1 pseudogene is annotated in these 230 nt (G+C 67.4%); it reads left to right on the top strand.

The features are described from left to right. A pseudogene (locus F0L46_RS25390) lies at positions 1–230 on the top strand (glucose-6-phosphate dehydrogenase); the annotation flags it as partial.

Raw genomic sequence — 230 nt, 5'->3', positions numbered from 1 at the left:
CGGCAAGGAGACGGTGCAGAACCTCCTGGTCCTGCGCTTCGCCAACACCCTGTTCGAGCGCTCCTGGTCGCAGCGCGACATCGACCACGTCCAGATCACGGTGGCCGAGACCGTGGGGCTGGAGAAGCGGGCCGACTACTACGACGGCGTGGGCGCCCTGCGGGACATGGTGCAGAACCACGTCCTCCAGCTCCTGTGCCTGTTCGCCATCGAGCCGCCCAACACCCTCG

The sequence above is a fragment of the Salinarimonas soli genome (assembly GCF_008386575.1).
GTDB classification, from domain to species: Bacteria; Pseudomonadota; Alphaproteobacteria; order Rhizobiales; family Beijerinckiaceae; genus Salinarimonas_A; species Salinarimonas_A soli.
The sequence above is the reverse complement of the archived record's forward strand: the minus strand, read 5'-3'. Positions and strand labels throughout refer to the sequence as shown.